General features: G+C 61.1%; 20 protein-coding genes. 13 read left to right on the plus strand and 7 right to left on the minus strand.

Annotation, left to right across the window (positions count from 1 at the left end):
• Positions 1-262: 262 nt before the first annotated feature.
• Positions 263-853: a hypothetical protein gene (locus BMY91_RS06665; protein ID WP_090820158.1), complete on the plus strand. Its 591-nt coding sequence runs from the start codon at positions 263-265 to the stop codon at positions 851-853.
• A 39-nt stretch (positions 854-892) separates the two neighbouring features.
• On the opposite strand, the gene BMY91_RS06670 is transcribed toward BMY91_RS06665, so the two are convergent.
• Both BMY91_RS06670 and BMY91_RS06680 read right to left on the minus strand, forming a co-directional pair.
• On the minus strand, positions 893-1,099 hold the full coding sequence (locus tag BMY91_RS06670) for a hypothetical protein (RefSeq protein ID WP_090820160.1): 207 nt from the start codon (positions 1,097-1,099) through the stop codon (positions 893-895).
• Positions 1,100-1,525: 426 nt separating this feature from the next.
• On the minus strand, positions 1,526-2,041 hold the full coding sequence (locus BMY91_RS06680) for a hypothetical protein (protein WP_139244847.1): 516 nt from the start codon (positions 2,039-2,041) through the stop codon (positions 1,526-1,528).
• A 558-nt stretch (positions 2,042-2,599) separates the two neighbouring features.
• On the opposite strand from BMY91_RS06680, the gene BMY91_RS06685 reads away from it, so the two are divergent.
• The 6 genes from BMY91_RS06685 (at position 2,600) to BMY91_RS06710 (ending at position 6,951) form a co-directional block, all read left to right on the plus strand.
• Positions 2,600-2,839, plus strand: coding sequence for a PLDc N-terminal domain-containing protein (locus tag BMY91_RS06685; protein ID WP_090820166.1), 240 nt, complete (start codon positions 2,600-2,602; stop codon positions 2,837-2,839).
• Between the two features lie 513 nt (positions 2,840-3,352).
• Positions 3,353-3,709: a hypothetical protein gene (locus BMY91_RS06690; protein ID WP_090820168.1), complete on the plus strand. Its 357-nt coding sequence runs from the start codon at positions 3,353-3,355 to the stop codon at positions 3,707-3,709.
• Between the two features lie 426 nt (positions 3,710-4,135).
• Positions 4,136-4,987 carry an FG-GAP repeat domain-containing protein gene (locus tag BMY91_RS06695; RefSeq protein WP_090820170.1) on the plus strand — a complete coding sequence of 284 codons (852 nt, stop codon included), beginning with the start codon at positions 4,136-4,138 and terminating at the stop codon, positions 4,985-4,987.
• 109 nt (positions 4,988-5,096) lie between these two features.
• Positions 5,097-5,336, plus strand: coding sequence for a PLD nuclease N-terminal domain-containing protein (locus tag BMY91_RS06700; protein ID WP_090820172.1), 240 nt, complete (start codon positions 5,097-5,099; stop codon positions 5,334-5,336).
• 139 nt (positions 5,337-5,475) lie between these two features.
• A complete protein-coding gene (locus BMY91_RS23615; RefSeq protein WP_371261029.1) occupies positions 5,476-5,775 on the plus strand; it encodes a DUF6188 family protein in 300 nt (99 codons plus the stop codon).
• A 105-nt stretch (positions 5,776-5,880) separates the two neighbouring features.
• The gene (locus BMY91_RS06710) at positions 5,881-6,951 is read left to right on the plus strand and encodes a hypothetical protein (protein WP_090820175.1); all 1,071 of its coding nucleotides are present in this window, start codon (positions 5,881-5,883) and stop codon (positions 6,949-6,951) included.
• A gap of 58 nt (positions 6,952-7,009) precedes the next feature.
• On the opposite strand, the gene BMY91_RS06715 is transcribed toward BMY91_RS06710, so the two are convergent.
• The gene (locus BMY91_RS06715; protein WP_090820177.1) at positions 7,010-7,315 is read right to left on the minus strand and encodes a winged helix-turn-helix domain-containing protein; all 306 of its coding nucleotides are present in this window, start codon (positions 7,313-7,315) and stop codon (positions 7,010-7,012) included.
• The gene (locus BMY91_RS06720) at positions 7,312-7,755 is read right to left on the minus strand and encodes an MFS transporter (RefSeq protein ID WP_090820179.1); all 444 of its coding nucleotides are present in this window, start codon (positions 7,753-7,755) and stop codon (positions 7,312-7,314) included. The genes BMY91_RS06715 and BMY91_RS06720 overlap by 4 nt, the downstream gene beginning before the upstream one ends.
• Positions 7,756-7,934: 179 nt before the next feature.
• Between BMY91_RS06720 and BMY91_RS06725 the strand changes: the two genes are divergently transcribed.
• A complete protein-coding gene (locus BMY91_RS06725) occupies positions 7,935-9,122 on the plus strand; it encodes a TerC family protein (protein WP_090820181.1) in 1,188 nt (395 codons plus the stop codon).
• Between the two features lie 124 nt (positions 9,123-9,246).
• Here BMY91_RS06725 and BMY91_RS06730 read toward each other — a convergent pair whose 3' ends face one another.
• On the minus strand, positions 9,247-10,611 hold the full coding sequence (locus tag BMY91_RS06730; RefSeq protein WP_090820182.1) for an MFS transporter: 1,365 nt from the start codon (positions 10,609-10,611) through the stop codon (positions 9,247-9,249).
• A 182-nt stretch (positions 10,612-10,793) separates the two neighbouring features.
• Between BMY91_RS06730 and phnD the strand changes: the two genes are divergently transcribed.
• From phnD to BMY91_RS06755, 5 genes are read left to right on the plus strand one after another with little or no spacing between them, the layout of a single operon-like run.
• Complete coding sequence (gene phnD / locus BMY91_RS06735) at positions 10,794-11,708, plus strand: phosphate/phosphite/phosphonate ABC transporter substrate-binding protein (protein ID WP_177179861.1); 915 nt, start codon at positions 10,794-10,796, stop codon at positions 11,706-11,708.
• Positions 11,705-12,514 carry a phosphonate ABC transporter ATP-binding protein gene (phnC, locus tag BMY91_RS06740; RefSeq protein ID WP_090820186.1) on the plus strand — a complete coding sequence of 270 codons (810 nt, stop codon included), beginning with the start codon at positions 11,705-11,707 and terminating at the stop codon, positions 12,512-12,514. The genes phnD and phnC overlap by 4 nt, the downstream gene beginning before the upstream one ends.
• A complete protein-coding gene (gene phnE, locus BMY91_RS06745) occupies positions 12,483-13,352 on the plus strand; it encodes a phosphonate ABC transporter, permease protein PhnE (RefSeq protein WP_090820188.1) in 870 nt (289 codons plus the stop codon). Before phnC ends, phnE begins: the two co-directional genes overlap by 32 nt.
• Positions 13,353-13,362: 10 nt before the next feature.
• Positions 13,363-14,130 (plus strand): tyrosine-protein phosphatase, encoded by a 768-nt coding sequence (locus BMY91_RS06750; protein WP_177179862.1) that lies wholly within the window; start codon positions 13,363-13,365, stop codon positions 14,128-14,130.
• Entirely contained in the window at positions 14,123-14,740 is a 618-nt protein-coding gene (locus BMY91_RS06755) for a TetR/AcrR family transcriptional regulator (protein ID WP_090820192.1), read from the plus strand. Before BMY91_RS06750 ends, BMY91_RS06755 begins: the two co-directional genes overlap by 8 nt.
• 8 nt (positions 14,741-14,748) lie before the next feature.
• On the opposite strand, the gene BMY91_RS06760 is transcribed toward BMY91_RS06755, so the two are convergent.
• Positions 14,749-15,486 carry a GAF and ANTAR domain-containing protein gene (locus tag BMY91_RS06760; RefSeq protein WP_090820194.1) on the minus strand — a complete coding sequence of 246 codons (738 nt, stop codon included), beginning with the start codon at positions 15,484-15,486 and terminating at the stop codon, positions 14,749-14,751.
• Between the two features lie 220 nt (positions 15,487-15,706).
• On the minus strand, positions 15,707-16,684 hold the full coding sequence (locus BMY91_RS06765) for a nitrilase family protein (protein WP_218143825.1): 978 nt from the start codon (positions 16,682-16,684) through the stop codon (positions 15,707-15,709).
• Between the last annotated feature and the right edge of the window lie 61 nt (positions 16,685-16,745).

Raw genomic sequence — 16,745 nt, forward strand, 5'->3', positions numbered from 1 at the left:
CGGCTGCCGGAGGAACGCCGGTACGTGGATGCGGCTCATGGCCGCCACGAAGCAACACCACAGGCCCTGTTCAGCCATGCAGATAATAAGTCGATATTCCTCCCAGCAATCGTGCGTGGCAAGCGGCGAAACAGCCCATAAGTGGGCCGGGTACATCGCCCTTCCACGACGGAGTGGCGCAACTGGGGAACCGCCTGCGCAAGTCACTGCTACCAAACGACGACGGCGAACCCTCCTTCGCGGGCTCGTGCAAGGATGAGGCGTGGACACTTCCTCTGAGAACCTCGCGATGGCGATCGGTAAGGCGCTGGGCGGCGGGCAAGCAAGCGCCTATAACGCCACAGTGTTCTGCCAAGGCCTCAACCATCAGATGAGTTATGCCGTTTCAGTGCACCCGAGGGCCTTCATGTGGTCTGCGAAGGAGTTGCCGGACGGACGCACCCTAACCTTCGACCCCCAAAGACTTATCATCCAGACCGACGGTGTGGATGATCCCTACGGCCTCTCTATTGAGCGTATCCCCTTTTCCTTTCCTGAAGCCGTCCAGCTCTCATTCCCGCTGTCCCTGCCCATCTGGGGCCGACACCTGGACGACTATCACCCGGTCGGTTCCGAAGTTCGTGGCTCGGACACCACACTCCTGCTACGGCACCGCGTGGACCCAACGATCTTCGGGTCCTTCACCTTTGACACGGAAAGCGGGATAGCAAAGACCTTAGTCACGCCCACGACGGCGCTGAAGCTGGAGCGGGAGGCGCGGCCGGACAACGGAAAGTACGACTTCGGGTTTGTCGCCGGCTCAGGTGACCCGGATCTTCAGAACCGCCTTCGCACGGATAAAAACACCCAGTAATAAGGAGATGCCCCGCAGGCGTCAGTCCACAGGCCATCATCATCTTCCCCGTGACTCAAGTTCGTCAGGCTCCGGGCTGGACTCTTGTCGTTTGCTGCGCCGCAACACATAAAAGCCATAGCAGCCGAACCCCAGCATGAGAACTGCAGCGGCAGCACGCCACCAGACCAACGGCTGCCACGTGGCGAACACAATCGCCAAAGCGAAGAACACCGCGATCTGCAGAGGGTCTGGAACCCTTCTCATATCTCTCCTGTTGAACTGCGACTGAGATTCTTGATAAGGCACTGCCTCGGCTTATGGATCGCTCGACGACCTGGAATCCTGAATGTCGACGTGCCGGTCAAGCCAGTAGAACGCACTGGTTGTCACTGCGATGCTGACCACTGGAACAAGCACGAAACTCCAATCCGTACTCCTGAGAAGTGACGCCAAGGTCATGGCAACAACGCAACCAACAGCAAAGACAGAATGGCTTGACTCAAGTTCTCGGTCCTGGACCCATCGCCACCCTCTAAAGCGCAGAGTCACAACTCCGAGGAGGCCGAGAAGCAGAGCACCGGCCAGAAAGACCATGGGCTGAGGGACTAAACCGACAGCCAGCGTTCCTGCACCCAGAACCAGGGACAAGGAGAGCGAGAAGTTTCTGGCCTTGGTCATACTGCCCGCCCGTCAGCATCCTTTATTGAAGTCGATTATCATTCCGCCCAACCCAAGCCCAAGCGCGCAAGCAACCGCAGCGGGAGGGTACGCGGCAAAGGGGGCGCAAAATGCCGTATTGAAGGCAAACCAGGCCCAAAAGGCAGCCCACGCGGATGGACATTGGGGCAACGACCCCAGCCCCAACGTCGTGACGGCACCTGAGTTATCGGAGTATGAGGCCATTCTGTCTTGCTTGACGCTCATCGTCACCCAATTACTTGAGGCCGACGCCGGACGGACCTTGTACTCGATCACCTTCTTGTCCATCATGTCTGCCATTCCGGTCAACGCATCTGTAGGCATAGACGCCGCCAGGCCCTCGATCTGCATGCTTCGGTCAAGGCCTTTGTAGCTTGCCAAATACTCCACCAAAGCCTTGGACGACGTGATCAGCTTAATCCGCTGGTCGAACCCAGACGGGTCCTGAGCCTTAGCCTTTTGGACAGCTTGGCCGAGCATCTCCAAGGCTTGCTTGTCCGGATTCATGACCAGTGTGGACGAGCTAATGGTTTTACCATCGTGAGACCCCACCCCGAGGTGCAGCATTTGCCGCTAGGGCTACAGCTGACAGCAAAGTTGCAGTGGTCAGTAGAACAGCGGCAGCCTTTATCATCCTCTGCTTGAGTGGCAAGGTCCGCGCGTAATAATCAGGGCGAGTTTTTCCGTTTTCGGTGAATTGTTCCGTGAACATAATTACTCCTGTGGAAGCGACATTGCTTTGACTCGCACAGCCTGCGCCCACAAACCCGCATCTAGGTGGCGAAACCCTCAAACTAGGTGCTGTTAGAGCACAATTAGGTGCCAAAACCCCCATATATGAGTGCTCACAAGCCCGGCCTAGGTACTGGGGCACCAGAGACGTTCCTATTTCACGACCGGACAATGGAAAGTACGACTTCGGGTTCGTCGCCGGCTCCGGCGGGAATGGCCCCGGAAGAAGGCGGCGCGACGCGGGACAAAACGCTCAAGCCAAGACCAGCAAGGATGCCACCAACTAATTACTAGTGCTAGTTTGAACCGAACGGACGGGACGAAAGGGACGGCATGGAGCCTTGGCAGTGGGCACTGGCCGCATTGGCCGGACTATCTGCGGTCTTCGTCATGGGATCTATCATCTGGGCTGTCTTCGACGTTCTTCGGGACCCAAGTCTCAGCCAAACGGCGAGGATTATCTGGGTTCTGGTGTTGTTCGTTGTGCCGCTGCTCGGACTGATGGCATGGCTGTATGCCAAGCCCGGACTGAGGCACACCGCGGGTGGCGTCCGGCTACGGAAAACTCTCTAGGGCGGTGCAGGGGCCACGCATTTGAAGTTCGCGAATGGGAGCAATCACGGAATCCCTGCGAACGAAGATTATGAGGCTTGGATCCGCCCCGCGACGGCAGATCCAAGCAATTGGCATTAAGACAGCCAGCACTGGAAACAAATGCTAATACTCGAGGAATGAACTACCCTTGCCCACTGGACTCGTTGGACTCACCGTGGGCTACACTTGGTTCGTGCTGACTAGCTGCATTGACGACCGCAGGCCGCAATTCACTTGTACTATGCGCCCTTGATCGAATATCCCTCCAAAAACTAGCCTAAAAATCGTAAGCTCATGGATCTCTTAATTACGGAGTACTTCATTTGCTTACAGTGGCGGTGCAGGGGACCTGGAAAGTGGAGTTTGGTACGAGACATGGTGGACCGTAAACTTCCCTGACGGCTAAGGTTCCTTCGACGCCCTGTCGCGCCAGACTCTGCAAGCCTGTGGTACAGGAACACAAGAGCAAATGTTTTTTAGGTGAGGGTACGCATGGATAGCAACGAATACAGGGCCGATAAGACCATAACGGGGCCACTCCAGTTGAAGAGCATCTGGCAAAACCACGACCAACGGAATTTTGATCTCATGGTCATTCTACAAATCTCCGGCTGCGAGCACGCTGCACAGAGCTCTATTCAAAATGAGCAAATCTCCGCCATCGAAAGGCAGTCGTTGAATATCGCCAACGAGATCGCTGCCCAAAAGGGCTATCTTCCATTGTTTGACCTAGCAGAACAAAATGCAGGAATTACTGACAATGGAGCAGCAACCCTGCAGGACTTTTTCCACTCGGCCGAATGGGAAACCAGGGACCCCAGGGGCACCCGCAAACTACAGGTCACCTGAGGCATTAGTCCATGATCATCGATCTTGGAGAAATCCCAGGCTGGGCCAGCCAGGCTGGGTTGTCTTTCTCTAGCGATACCATGCCGTTTAGCACGGCACCTTGAGAGCTCCGAATCTCCGAGCGCAAATCCGAGAGGATACCGCCGACAAGCGCAGCATGCCGTCCCAAGGATCCCCCCAAGTCTTAGTCAGCGTTAGCCAACCGTCGGCACCCAAGGCGCTCACCGCCGTCGCACTTCACTCAAGGTCGCGCCTGAGCAGCGGATACAGCCCGAACCCCTAACAAAACCACCCCAAGTGGACTAGGCTCCCCTGCATCGTGTGATGGTTATGTTGCTAATGGGGGTAACAGTGATGTTCCGATCTAAATCGACCACGGATTCATGCCCTGATACGTCTGGAAGACGGAGACGCCGTTTTGGAGTCATGGCGCTGGCGACGGCCACTGCCTTGCTCTTCGGTCCCACTGCAGTTCCTGCCCACGCAGACCTGGGCGGCGGCCGGGCCTTCAACAACTGGGACTACATCGACATCAACACCGGCTACTTCGAAGACGTCATGGCCCGCGACGGGGCTGGTGACCTTTGGGTGTACCCAGGCGACGGCAAGGGTGGTTGGAAGAAGCCACCTTTCAAGATGGGCGAAGGCTGGAATGCCATGACGGCCATCATCGGTGCAGGAAAATTTCAGAGCGAGTTCTCGGACGACGTCCTCGCCCGCGATAAGAACGGCGACCTCTGGCTCTACCCTGCCGCTGGCGGGCGATTCAAACCCCGCACGCAGGTTGGCACAGGCTGGAATGCCATGACCGCCATCATGGGTCCGGGCGACTTCGATGGCGACTATTGCGCAGACGTCATCGCCCGCGACGCGGAGGGCCGGCTCTGGTTGTATCCCGGCGACCATCAAGGTGGTTGGCATCCCCGCGTCCAAATCGGCCAAGGCTGGAACGTGATGACAGCCCTGATCGGCCGGGGTGATTTCAACGAGGATGGCAAACGGGACGTGATGGCGCGGGATACCAGCGGACGGCTCTGGCTCTACCCCGGTGACGGGAAGGGTGGGTGGTTGCCGCGGTCGCAGGTCGGCGAGGGCTGGAACGTCATGACGGCGATCATTTCCACCGGCAGATTCGACGGCAATTACCCGGGGTATTCACAGATCATCGCGCGGGACGCCAATGGAGACCTCTGGCTCTACCCCGGCGTCGGCAGCCGCCACCTTGAACCCAGGAAGAAGATCGGAGAAGGCTGGAACGTCATGACGGCGTTGGTCTGAGTCGAGCAAAGCGCGAGCAAAACCGTCGGTACGTAGGCTTGGACCGCCGTCGTACTCCGGTAACGCGAGTGCTAGTTTGGACCGAACCGGCTGGTCCGAGGGGGACGACATGGAAGCGTGGCAGTGGCTCTTGGCTCTATTGGCAGGACTGTCTGCGGTGTTCGTCATGGGAGCGAATATCTGGGCAATCTTCGATGTCCAACGGCAAGACCGTCTCGATCAAACAAGCCGGGTCATTTGGGTGATGTTGTTGTTCGTGATGCCGCTGTTCGGGGTTGTGGTGTGGCTTTACGCAAAGCCTCGCCTGTCTGGTTTGAGCAGTGGCATGCGTTTGCGGAAGACGCTCTAGGTATTGGACTGCAACGTGAATAGGAACGGTAAATAGATGGGAGACCTCCGCGTGCTGTGGACGTGGCCCACGACATCCGGGCCGGACGAGATCCTCCGTTGCATGGTCGATTACGCCTTCGGCATCGACCCAAAGCGGCATTGTCCTTAGGGTCGAGAATGAATTCGTTTACAAGACAGCTTCGGGAATGATTCATCGCCTTGACCCCGCGGGGGATCCTTCCCTGCTAGGGCCCGCACTCTCGATCACACGTTCCTCAATCACGGCAGGGTTCGCTGACGACCGCGGAAACCTATATGTCGACTTCGCCGACGGTAGCGCCATTGAGATCTCGGCAGACGGACTGTACGAAGCCTGGACCATCAATGGTCCTGAAGGATTGCTCTTGGTTTCTTGTCCCGGCGGCAGTCTCGCAATCTGGGGCTTGGACACACAGTAACCCCATTGAAAGCATGCTCAAGCGTCAGGCAGGCTGCAGGCAGTCAAGGCGGGTTCCGGCGTCGTGATTCAGCGTGCCAGGGTTATCAGCTGCAAGGATGAGGATATGGAGCCGGACATCGAGCAATTGCTAAGTGGGCCTCGTGGCCGTCGCCTCTGCCTTGAACTCGCGATGGAAATGGACCAAGACATCCGGATCGCCGTCTTCCACCTCGGATACAAACTCGATCCTGGGTCGGGCAGGTCACGGAGGATGTTGATCATGTCTCCCTCGGGGGAAGCGCCACCTCCACTTCCAGAGCCGACTGTGAATGAGCTCGCAGCATTGATCACATCCTTGGATCTCAAGGGCATCACCAACGAGCTGGTTCAGAAAGCTTTGGAGCGCGCCGTCGACACCGCCCGGTATTGGCAGGAGCCCGAAGGCGAGGACATCCTCGCCGCCACCGAGGCGATCACAGAACCCTTGGCGCACGTCGCGCGGAGCGTGGTCGGATTACCCGCAACCGCGTCCTGGGACCAGAAGGCGCAACCCGGGCAGTGGGCCATCGACTGGCGCTCAGCGGACGACCCCACGCCGCTCCCCCGGAACCCGCAGCACACGTTGGCCGAGTGGGCACGGAAGGAACGCGCCATGGAAATTCGTGCGTCCAAGGAACGACCGCAAGATCCTCACGCCAATTTCAGTGGCGAGTGGTGGTCGATCCCCCACGGGCTGATCCAGACAGTGGCGCGAATCCCCGAGGGGCTCAGTCTTGTGGAGGATTCCCTCGGTTGGGAGGAAGCCACCACCATCCCCGTCAGCGGGACAGGCCGGATTCTGGAGATTCGCACAGAAGAGGACTGGACCAAACTCTGCCGCGCTTTCTCATTGGAGGTCACAGCGTCCCGCCGGCACGATTGGTTCCGGACCACGGGTCGCCATGGCCGATGGGTCATCCCAGACTGGGAGCGAGCTGCCACGGAGTGGGATGCCGTACACCTGACTGTCGCCGGGTACCTCAGCCTTGCCGGCCGCGCACTCAGGGTGAGCGAACACACCGCAAGTGTCATCGCAGGCTGGGATCCCGGGAGCACCATCTGGCTGACGGATGTCGCAAGGGAATCTGAGCTTCCACGGCAGCATTGGCACCATCCACACAACGACGAACACTGGGAGTTGGTCTCAAGCGCCTAAGCGCGAAACCGGACGCGGCCGCCGTCGTGCGTTCTCGCGCGGGGACCGCTGCGGCGGGTCAGCCGCCAGCGATCTCCCGCAGAGTTTGCAGGTGCGCGGCCCACACTTCCCGCCCCGAAGCCGTCAAGCTGGCGGAAGTCCGCGGAAACTTCCCCGCGAAGCTCTTCTTGATCTTCACGAACTCAGCCTTCTCCAAAATCGCCAGCTGCTTGCTCAGCACAGAGTCGCTGACCTGGATGGCGTCCCGGAGGTCCTTGAAGTCCAGCGACTCTGCCTTGGCGAGCGCAGCCATGATGGAGAATCGGACGGGTGAGTGGACGAGCTCGTTGAGCTTGTGCCGCGGGTGTTCCGCCGCGGTGCTCATGCGCGCAGCTCGCGAAAGGCGGCGGCAAGGCCAATGACGGCCAGGGCGATGGCGGCTGGGATGTAGAACCAGAGGTTTCCGTCCCGGAAGAAGTACGCGCCGGCCACGAGCACAACGGCATAAATAGCGAAGTAAGCAACCAGGGATGTCACGAACCGCTTGGTGTAACCGGCCTTGGTGGATCTTTGGAACATGGGCCAGATGCATGCGGAGATCGCAGCCCAAGCGCCTATCGAGCAGGCCAGCAGGGGTGCGCCGTATCCGGTGTGGAGCACGACGTGCATTCCAATCATCAGCAGCGAACCAATAATCGCGAGGCTGGTGAACATCACGGCGGTGGGCCACGCGGCTGCGTTGATTGACGTCGCTCCCAGCGAGTCGGCCTTTGCCAGGAGTTCGCGCGCTTCTGCTGCTGACAGATTGCCAGTGTTCTCGTTCATGGTTCCCCCAAGGTGTGATGATCAGTGCTGCCAGCCTAAGAAAGTACTTTCCACATTGTCAAGTACTTTCCAATACACCCCCGGTTACCACCCGCACCACCTGTCCCGGTAAATTTGATTCCACGAGTTTGACCCTCGGTGAGCAACACCTATCGCGCGCCTCACGAAAGCAGGATCATATGACTGTCTCTCCCCTTATCTGGGGCATCACCATCGTCGTCATTCTGGCGCTATTGGCCTTCGACTACTTCTTCCACATCCGCAAGGCCCACGTCCCCTCACTCAAAGAAGCGGCCATCTGGTCTTCCATTTATGTTGGCCTTGCTGTGCTCTTCGGCGTCCTGGTGCTGATCTTCGGCGGCGGTCAAATGGGGTCCGAGTACTTCGCCGGTTACATCACGGAGAAGGCCCTCTCAGTGGATAACCTCTTCGTGTTCCTGATCATCATGGCGAGCTTCAGGGTTCCGCGTGAAGATCAGCAGAAGGTCTTGCTGTTCGGCATCGTGTTCTCCCTGATCGCCCGCACCGGTTTCATTTTCCTGGGCGCCGCACTCATCAACTCGTTCGCCTGGGTGTTCTACATCTTCGGCCTCATCCTCCTGCTGACGGCAGGCAACCTGCTCAAGCCCGGCGACCACGGGGACGGTCAGGCCAACAACTTCATCATCCGGCTCGCCAAGAAGCTCTTCCACACTACGGATAAGTACGACGGCGACAAGCTCTTCACCGTGGTCAACGGCAAGAGGGCCCTCACTCCCATGCTCTTGGTGATGGTGGCTATCGGCGGCACGGACATCCTCTTCGCGCTCGACTCGATCCCGGCGATCTTCGGCCTCACCCAGAACGTTTTCATTGTCTTCACGGCCACGGCTTTCTCCTTGATGGGCCTGCGCCAGCTCTACTTCCTGATCGATGGCCTGCTGGACCGCCTCATCTACCTCTCCTACGGCCTGGCAGCCATCCTTGCGTTCATCGGCGTCAAGCTCATCCTCCACGCCCTCCACGAGAACAACCTGCCGTTCATCAACGACGGCGAGCACGTCAACGTCCTCGAAATCACCACCGGCCTCTCCCTGAGCGTCATCATCGGCGTCCTGATCATCACCGTGGTGCTCTCCCTCATTAGCCCCGCGGGCAAGGCCCAGACGGCCATCAACAACGCCCGCCGCCACGCCGTCGACTACCTGGACCTGGACTACACCGCTGACGCCAACGAGCGCGAGCGCATCTACCGTGCCCTGACCGCTGAGGAAGCGCAGATCGTGCAGATGCCGCTCAAGTACCGGAACAAGGCCAAGGACGTGGAGAAGATCCGCGAGCAGGTGACCGAAGCACACCGGCAGCACGAGGAGTTCCTGAACCGCTAGAAATCCGAGACGAACAGGACCTTGGGAACATGCCCGGGGTCCCGTTTCGATGTTCAGCTGCGCATTCGATGGCAAGAAACGTCGAATGCGCAGCGAGGCATCGAGATGGGCGGGGGCGGCACGTCTAAACGGCGGGCTTCCGCCACATCACAGCCAGCACCAGCACCACAGCGCTAAGACCCAGCATCACCAAGACCATGAGCCCCCAGTTCGCCTGGTTCACGCCCGGACCGTAGAGCACTCCGATCAGCACAGTCGCGGTGATGGCCCCGAGGTAGCGGCACGTCTGGAAGATCCCGGCAGCCACTCCCCTTTCCTCAGGGCGCGCAGAAACGTACAGGCCTTGGTTCGATGCCGTGCTCACCACGCCATACGGAACACCCATCAAGGCAGTAAGCACAAACACGAGCGGCGCCCACAGGGTCATGGTCAGGAATCCGAGCGTTCCGGCTGCAATCGTCAGAATCAGGACGCCGGTGATCTGCACAGGACGCACGCCGAACCGCTCAATGAACCGAACGGTCAGTGGCGTCACCACAACGGACAACGCCGCAAGGGGCAGCATCAGCAGGCCCACCACACCGGCGTCGTAATGGCCGGCTTCCTGCAGCAACTGCGGGAGGCCGAAGAACGCGAAGTAATACACGCCACTGAAGACCACGAACAGCAGGTAGACCAGGAGCAGCGGCCGGTTCCGTCCCAGCAGGCGAAGGTCCAGGAACGGGGGCTGGAACCGGAGCTCCCGCCAGGCGAAGAGCGCGCCGATCACGGTGGCGCCGCCCAGCAGGTACCAACGGTAGCCGGGCATGACGTTGAGCAGCGCCATCATCGCGAGCATGAGGGACGTGACGAAGGCCAGTATCCCGGGGATGTCGGAATCGCGGATCAGTTGGCCGAGCTTGCCGGTTTCGCGCCCGGCATCCGCGGGAGCGGTCTGGCGGACTATGAACAGAGCCAGCAAGGCAATGGGCACGTTAATCGCGAACAGCGCCTGCCAACCGACCAGGCTCACCAGCAGGCCGCCCACCACCGGTCCAACGGCTGCGGCAGAGGTTGTCGCCATCTGGATCCGGCCCAGCGGCCGCGTGGACGGCAAGTCTGCCAGCCGGCTCAGCTCGGTAACCATCACGACGGCGGACGGGTACGCCGTCGCTGTCCCCAGCGCCATGAGCGCACGCGCCACGCAGACCAGTGCGAAATTGGGCAGAAAGGGCGCGATGGCACAAGTGACGGCCACCAAGGCCATGCCGACCATGAACAGACGCCGGGGGCCGAACCGGTCGGCGAGCCTGCCCATGAGCGGCTGACCGGCTGCGGACGCGAGGTAGAACGAGGTAATCACCCAGGTGACGGTGGCGACGTCGAGCTCGAAATGCTCTCTCAAAACCACCAGCGCGACGGCGATCATGGACGAGTTCAGCGGGTTCAGCGCCGTCCCGAGGCTCAGGGCGGCAATAGCGAGGCCGGGGCGGGGTTTGTTGGCGGTCACCCAACCAAGTCTGGTGCATTGTTGCTTCGGGTCACGAAACAGGGTCACAGGGCGGACTATTTGGGCCCCTCCAAACAGTTAACCTCCGCGCCATTTAAAGTACGGCAGTCTCGTAATTCCGATTCAGATACTGCTGGTTTCGTAATTCCGTCACCCCAACACATATGACGGAAGGCACCACCATGCACGCTCGTGCAGGCATCATCGCAACTTCGCTCCTGGGCCTCATGGCCATCGGCGCACTCGCTGGCTGTTCCGGCGACGCCAACGCCGCAGGCGCTAACGCCACAGGCGGCAACAAAAGCAACACCGAGCTCGTCTTTGCCACCCCTCCGGGCACCGACGATCCAGAAGAGCAAGCCATCATGGCTGACCTCGCCGGTATGGTGGGCGAAGCCTCCGGCCGAACCGTGACCAACCTCCAGCCGGCCGACTACCTGGGCGTGGTGGAAGCCGTCCGCAACGGCTCCGTTGACGTCGCCGTCCTCAGCCAGTTCTCGGCGGCCCTCGCCTACAAGACGGACAGCGTGGACCCGCTCCTGGTGTGGCCCGCCAGCACCGAGCCTGCCAGCTTCTGCCTGGCCAAGAAGGACAGTGGCATCCAATCCCCCGCCGATGTGAAGGGCAAGCAGGTGGCGTTCATTGATCCCGGCTCCACCACCGGCTACTTCATGCCCAAGTCCCTGCTGGCCAAGGCCGGGCTCACCGACGGCACCGATTACAAGAGCACGTTCGCCGGCTCCCACGACTCCGCCGTCCTCGCGATGGCCAACGGCAACGTGGACGTCGCCTGCACCGCACGCCAGCTCTACCCGACGTTCGTCCAGAAGGGGGTTATCAAGGAGGACGCAGTAAGCATCATCGCTAAGTCGGATCCCATCCCGGTGGGCATCTCCATCGTGGTCCGTAAGGGCCTGGACGACGACGCCCGCGAAGCCCTCAAGGCCAAGCTCCCCGCCCTCATGGCCGGCAACCAGAAGCTCGCCAAGACCTTCGGCCTCACGGGGGAACCCGCCAAGGATCCCGAGTTCAGCACCTACGCCCCGCTGGTGGACGTTGCCGAGTCCATCGGCGTGGACCTTCAGGACCTCCGATGAGCCTTTTGTCACCGGCAGAAAGCACGACGGCGGCGCTCACCCCGGCCGGTACGCCCACCGTCCGTGCACGCCGGCTGAGGGTCCAGTACGGCGAGCAGCTTGCCCTCGCCGGAATCAATCTGGACGTGTATCCGGGAGAGGTGGTGGCCCTTCTGGGTCACTCCGGTTCCGGCAAGTCGACGCTCATGAAAACACTGACAGGCATCGCCCCCTTTACAGCGGACATGCTGGACGTTGCCGGGCGCTCAGTAGCCCGGCAGAACCCGGCCGGACTGCGGGAGCTGCGATCCGACGTCGGGTATGTCTTCCAGCACTTCAACCTGGTGCCCCGGCTGACCGCTTTGACCAACGTGCTCACCGGCGGCCTGCATTCGGCAGGTCCTTTGAACATGCTTGGCACGTTCAGCAGGGCGCAGCGGACCATGGCCCTGGAGCTGTTGGACCGCGTAGGCCTGGCGCACAAAGCCAAGCAGCCATGCCGGAGCCTGAGTGGCGGTGAGCAGCAGCGCGTCGCGATTGCCCGCGCCCTCATGCAGCAGCCGCGGCTGATCCTGGCCGATGAACCCGTAGCTTCCTTGGACCCGCGGCTCGCCGGGAACATCCTTGGCCTGCTCCGTGACATCGCCCGCGAAGAACAGATCCCCGTGATCGTCAGCCTCCACGTTGTAGGCCTCGCCCGCCGCTATGCCGATCGTGTTCTTGGCCTGCACTCAGGCGAGCTGGTGTTCGCCGGCCCCGCCAACACCATCACCGAAAAGGAGGTGCACCAGGTTTATGGAACAGACACTGAGCTCCTCGAAAACTGAGACTGCCCCGGAAAAACCCGCCGAAAAGACCATTCACACCAGCCTCCCTGAATCCGACCGCCTCCGCCTGTCCCGCCCCTTCGGCCTCCCTACGCCGCGTGGTGCCGCGCTGTGGGTAATCGTCGCCGTCGTTCTCGTGTGGGCCGGTATGGGAGCCGGGTTCAACCCGGAGAAATTGCTCAGCGGCATCCCCAGCATGGGCAACTTCCTGGGCCGGCTCTTCCCGCCCACCTTCGACAAGTTCGGCGTCATCATCAAATTGCTGGTGGAGACTCTGCAAATGGCCCTGGTGGGCACAGTGTTCGGGGCACTTGCGTCCTTGCTCCTGAGTTTCGGTGCGGCCAGCAACATCGCCCCACGCTGGGTGTACACGTCCTGCCGCGCGGTGCTGAATGTACTACGCTCCGTTCCCGAGCTGATTTTCGCACTCATGTTCGTCTCAGCAGTGGGCCTTGGGCCGTTCGCCGGCATCCTGGCTATCGTCCTGGGCTCGGTGGGATCGATCGGGAAGGTTTACGCCGAGGCCATGGAATCCGTGCAGCCCGGACCAGTGGAAGCGCTCACGGCAGTGGGCGCCAACAAACGGCAGATCATCAGCTACGCGGTGCTCCCCCAGGCCGCGCCGCTGCTGGTCAGCTACACACTGTTGTTGTTCGAGGGCAACGTCCGCGGCGCCACCATCCTAGGCTTGGTGGGTGCGGGCGGCATCGGCTTGGAGCTCACTACCGCCATGCGCATGTACGATTACGGACACCTTTGCGCCATCATCATCAGCATCGTCGTGCTGGTCACCATCATCGACCGGGTCAGCGCTTTCATCCGCGCCAAGCTCAGCTAGGAACCTTCTTTTGGAAACTCTTGACCTCACCCCCGTCAACCTGCGAGACCTTGGCGGCCTGCCCGTTTCCGGTGGGACCGTCCGCCCCGGTGTGCTGCTCCGCAGCGACGACGTCTCAGTGATGCCTGCGGCATTCGCCCAGCAAATGATCGACGACGGCGTCACGTCAGTTATCGATCTCCGCTCACCTGAGGAAGCACTTTTCACCGGCCGGGGTCCCCTGACGGTGCCCGGCGTGAGCTACCACCACCTTGCGTTGACGGCATCCGTTGCCTCGCCGGAGACCATTAGCCACGACATGATGACAGCAGCCACTACTCCTGCACATGTGGGCAACTGGTACGCGAACCTCCTGGAGGCCCAGGCCCGGCAGCTTGCCCTGGGCGTCACTTTGGTGGCCATGGCGGACGGTGCCACAGTCTTCCATTGCGCGGCCGGCAAGGACCGTACGGGAGTGTTCGCCGCCGTCGTGCTTTCCGCTTTGGGTGCCACCCCGGAAACCATCTCCGCCGACTATGCCGTAACAGCCACGCGGTTGCCGCAGCTGTTCCCGCGGCTCCGGGCCATCATGGGCGGGCTCATGCCGGACCGCGTGCTGGACGAGGAAGCCATCAAAGGCATGGGCGCCATGATGGGGGCGCACGCAGAGTCGATGGAAGCCATGCAAAACGTGCTGATCGAACGTCACGGGAGTGTGCTGGAACCGATCCGCAGGGCGGGACTGTCGGACGCCACCATTGCGCAGCTGCGCGAACGACTGGTGGTTGCCGATGCCTGAATCCGTAGCGGTTACCGAGCGGCGACCGGGCCGGCCACGTGACACGGCGCTGGAGTCCACAGTCCTGTCAGCCACCGTGGAACTGCTGCTGGAGCGGGACACGCGCGAGGTGACGGTCTCGGCGATCACCGAACGATCAGGGGTCAGCCGCGCAGCCCTGTACCGGCGCTGGAGCAGCCGCGAGGAACTGCTGGCGGCTGCTCTGGACAGCGTCAGGTCCGGCATCGGCCTGAAGCGCGCAGCAACCACCCTGGAGACAATCCTCAACTCCTACAATGACGCTGCGATGGACGTTGAGGGCCACGTGGGGGCGCTGGTAAAGAAGCGCGTTGCCATGGGCTTGGAGAACGACGAACTCCGGGCCCTGTCCTGGGACCGGCATGTTTCGCGGCGGCGGGAGCCCATTGCCGCGGAGATCCGGCGCGGCATCGGGATGGGTGAGCTCGCGGCGGACGTGGACGTCGAGGCCATGATCGACCTCATCAACGGACTGTATTACTACCAGTTCGTTGTGCGGCCGCCCACGCAGGACCCAGCCTCCCTCGAAGCGAAGCAGGAACGTGTCCGCAACGCCGTGAAGCTGGTGTGGGAGGGAGCTCTGCGGCGTTGAGGTCCCGCCTATTCCTCGAAGTGCGTCGTGACCTTCCCGGAGGAAACGGCCGAGATGATCGATTCAGCCAAGTGCCGCAGCTTGATGTTCCTGTTGCTTGAAGCGGTGCGCAGGATAGTGAACGCTTCGTCCTGGCTGCAGCTGTTCTGTGCCATGATGGCCCCCACTGCCAGGTCGATGACCGTTCGGGACTGCATGGCTGCGGCGAGGTCGTTCCGGGCGTCGCTGAGCTGGGCAATCTTCAACGCGAGCCGCAGCGACTTGGCTGCGTGGGAAGCGAACACTTCAGCCCGCTCCACATCGTCGTCACTGAACGCCTTGGTCCGCTCCGAGTACAAATTCAGCGCTGCCCGGGTGTCCCCCTCAACCAGGAGAGGGACGCTGAGGATGGAGCGCAAACCTTGGTGGGACGCCGCCTCGACGTACTCAGGCCAGCGGTGCTCGCGGAGGAGATCCGGCACCATGACGGACGTGAGCTTATCCATGGCGGTGAGACAAGGTCCGTCGTAGGCACTTTGCAACTCATCCATCACCCGGGCGCGCTCGTCGCTGCTGGCCGCCGTGGCCGATTTCTTCAGGCGCAGTACAGTGATGCCACAGAAAACGGGGGCGTCCGGGTAGGAGAGGCTTTGGGCCGAGAAAATAGCAAGATCGCTGAGAAAAGCCTCGACATCTTCGCTGCCGAGGACGAGATCCAGGAAGTATCCGTTCTGGAGAGCTTCCTGCTCGGGGCGGGGGTTGACCATGGTTCCTACTGACTGAAAAGCGTCCCCAGCAGACAGCAAAGGAGCGAATATCGCCGCCCTCTGCAAAACGGTCTGGAAATACCTTAGCGCCCAACGAACGACGGTACAAAGTTGGGTCCGGGAGGCAGCTGACCTGCAGCTATGTGGACATACCGTGGGGTGGTTTGTCACATCCGGCCGGTTCAAGCCCGCCAGCGCTCCAGCACTCTGGAGCGTCCGGTCAGACCCGCACCGGCTCTGTGGAGAAGCGCGCGGCCCGCGCCCCAACTTCGTTGCCCTGCGGACGGCTCAGGATGTCGTAGAGTTCAGGCCGGCGCCCACGGATCCATCGGCGCCCGGTGGACAGCGGCACCAGGCCCAGGTCCAAATCTGCCGTGACCACAGCCTCATCGGCCACCCACGTCTCGGCCACGATCGCCCCGTACGGATCAAGGATCATTGCATTTCCAGTCCGGATTTCATCGTCGTCCCGGCCCACACCATTGCTGAAAAGAACGAAGATCCCATTGTCGTGTGCCCGCGCAGGCAGCCACCGCATGAGCCATTCGCGGCCGTTGGGTCCACGGAACGCGGCCTCGATCGCTGCAGGATCCTCTGCACGGTTGTCCCATAGCCTCTGCGGGATGGGCTTCATGCCACGAGGGCTCATGGAGTTGGTGCCGCCCGTCTGGTGCGGAGCAATGAGTACCGTGGCACCCAGAAGCGCGGTGGTGCGAACGTTTTCCACCAGGTTGTTATCCCAGCAGATCAGGATTCCCACTTTGATTCCCCAAGGCGTATCGAACACGGTGTAGTCCGAGCCGCTGCTGATGGCGTCGTGCTCGAACGCATGTAATTTCCGATGCGTGTGAACGGTCCCGTCCGGGAGACACAGGGAATATGAATTGTAGAGTTGCCCGTCAACGTCCACTTCCAGGAACCCGACGCCGATTCCCACGCCCAGCTCTTCGGCAAGCTTGGTAACGGTGTGGAGGTGTTCGCCGCCAGCAGGCTGCGCCAAGTGAAGCAAGCGGTCGCGGGTCTGTCTGCGCAGGTGCCAGTAACCAATGAGGCACATTTCCGGGAACACCACAATCTGGGCTCCGTCCTTTGCCGCTTTGCCCGCCAGGCGTCGGATGGTCTTCAGATTGAGGTCCGGGCGATCGGGGACCGCTTCGAATTGAACAACGGAGGCACGAAGGGTGGGGGTCACGGGCATTGGATTCTCCTTGGGTTTGGACACCTCCCATGCTGGTGTCCTTTGAGGCATTCCGTCCAAT

The organism is Arthrobacter sp. yr096, assembly GCF_900108925.1.
Taxonomy (GTDB): Bacteria; Actinomycetota; Actinomycetes; order Actinomycetales; family Micrococcaceae; genus Arthrobacter.

Excerpts from the sequence above, each read along its gene's own strand:
- BMY91_RS06670 (WP_090820160.1), bottom strand. The coding sequence starts at position 1,099 with ATGAGAAGGGTTCCAGACCCTCTGCAGATCGCGGTGTTCTTCGCTTTG.
- BMY91_RS06680 (WP_139244847.1), bottom strand. The coding sequence starts at position 2,041 with ATGAATCCGGACAAGCAAGCCTTGGAGATGCTCGGCCAAGCTGTCCAA.
- BMY91_RS06685 (WP_090820166.1), top strand. The coding sequence starts at position 2,600 with ATGGAGCCTTGGCAGTGGGCACTGGCCGCATTGGCCGGACTATCTGCG.
- BMY91_RS06690 (WP_090820168.1), top strand. The coding sequence starts at position 3,353 with ATGGATAGCAACGAATACAGGGCCGATAAGACCATAACGGGGCCACTC.
- BMY91_RS06695 (WP_090820170.1), top strand. The coding sequence starts at position 4,136 with ATGGCGCTGGCGACGGCCACTGCCTTGCTCTTCGGTCCCACTGCAGTT.
- BMY91_RS06700 (WP_090820172.1), top strand. The coding sequence starts at position 5,097 with ATGGAAGCGTGGCAGTGGCTCTTGGCTCTATTGGCAGGACTGTCTGCG.
- BMY91_RS06710 (WP_090820175.1), top strand. The coding sequence starts at position 5,881 with ATGGAGCCGGACATCGAGCAATTGCTAAGTGGGCCTCGTGGCCGTCGC.
- BMY91_RS06715 (WP_090820177.1), bottom strand. The coding sequence starts at position 7,315 with ATGAGCACCGCGGCGGAACACCCGCGGCACAAGCTCAACGAGCTCGTC.
- BMY91_RS06720 (WP_090820179.1), bottom strand. The coding sequence starts at position 7,755 with ATGAACGAGAACACTGGCAATCTGTCAGCAGCAGAAGCGCGCGAACTC.
- BMY91_RS06725 (WP_090820181.1), top strand. The coding sequence starts at position 7,935 with ATGACTGTCTCTCCCCTTATCTGGGGCATCACCATCGTCGTCATTCTG.
- phnD (WP_177179861.1), top strand. The coding sequence starts at position 10,794 with ATGCACGCTCGTGCAGGCATCATCGCAACTTCGCTCCTGGGCCTCATG.
- phnC (WP_090820186.1), top strand. The coding sequence starts at position 11,705 with ATGAGCCTTTTGTCACCGGCAGAAAGCACGACGGCGGCGCTCACCCCG.
- phnE (WP_090820188.1), top strand. The coding sequence starts at position 12,483 with ATGGAACAGACACTGAGCTCCTCGAAAACTGAGACTGCCCCGGAAAAA.
- BMY91_RS06755 (WP_090820192.1), top strand. The coding sequence starts at position 14,123 with ATGCCTGAATCCGTAGCGGTTACCGAGCGGCGACCGGGCCGGCCACGT.
- BMY91_RS06760 (WP_090820194.1), bottom strand. The coding sequence starts at position 15,486 with ATGGTCAACCCCCGCCCCGAGCAGGAAGCTCTCCAGAACGGATACTTC.
- BMY91_RS06765 (WP_218143825.1), bottom strand. The coding sequence starts at position 16,684 with ATGCCCGTGACCCCCACCCTTCGTGCCTCCGTTGTTCAATTCGAAGCG.